This is a genomic window from Pradoshia sp. Z5_111 (assembly GCF_058267535.1).
This window is the reverse complement of record NZ_JBZCPQ010000026.1, coordinates 1-1,058: the sequence shown is the minus strand read 5'-3', so window position 1 is coordinate 1,058 and position 1,058 is coordinate 1. Positions and strand designations below refer to the sequence as shown.

The following is a 1,058-nucleotide window of genomic DNA, read 5'->3' as shown; positions in this document are numbered from 1 at the left end:
TGATCTGACCCAAGAAAGTTAGACACAAAAAATTAAGCAGCTTCTAAGATCTGAGTCCGGTATTCAACTGGACTTAGATCTTTTAATTTTACCTTCATTCGTTTGTGATTGTAATAATAGATATATTCATTTAATTCTCGTTCAAAATGTTCCATAGTCTCAAATGCTTGTAAATAAAGTAGTTCTGACTTTAATAAGCCAAAGAAATTCTCTATGACTGCGTTGTCTAAACAATTCCCCTTACGGGACATACTTTGTCGAATACCATATTCTTTTAATCTATCTTGATATTTATCCATCTGATAATGCCAACCTTGATCAGAATGGAGAATGAGCTCATTACTTGGTTGTAATCTTTTAACTGCCTCTTCTAACATCTCTCCAACCAGTGAATAAACAGGACGATCCATTACTTTATAAGCAATAATTTCTCCATTACATAAATCTAAAATAGGTGATAAATAACGCTTTTCACCTAATAAGTGAAACTCTGTTACATCTGTTACCCATTTCTCATTCATGTTGTCTGCGTGGAAATTGCGATTTAGTAGGTTAGGGGCTATTTTGCCAACTGTTCCACGATAGGATCGGAACTTTTTCATACGTACTTGGCACTTTAAGCCCATCTCATTCATTAAACGATTAATTGTTTTCTTATCAAGAAAGTGGTTCAATTTTTGTAATTCCTTTGTGATACGCCGATAACCGTAACGGCCCTTATGTTCATGGTAAATCGTTTCTATTGCTTGTTTTACTTCTAGATATTTATCTTCTCGATTTAGTCGTTTTTCCCAATAATAATACGTACTTCGTGGAATATCAGCGACTTTAACTAATTCCACGATATCAAACTCTTTCTTTAGTTCAAAAATTACTTGCGCTTTGATTTTGTTAGTAATTTTTCCTGATCTTGAACTAAAGCGTTCAACTTTTTTAAATAAGCATTCTCCATACGTAAACGCTCATTTTCTGCTTGTAGAGCTTCTAGTGAGCCTTCTACCGGAGGTAGTTGTTGCAAATTCTTAGACTTAATTTCTTTTTTCATAGATTTACGCCCC

General features: G+C 33.9%; 1 pseudogene. It reads right to left on the bottom strand.

The annotated features are described in order from the left end of the window. Window positions 1-32 precede the first annotated feature (32 nt). Window positions 33-1,058 (bottom strand): annotated as a pseudogene (locus tag AC4D4A_RS19275) (IS3 family transposase); the annotation flags it as partial.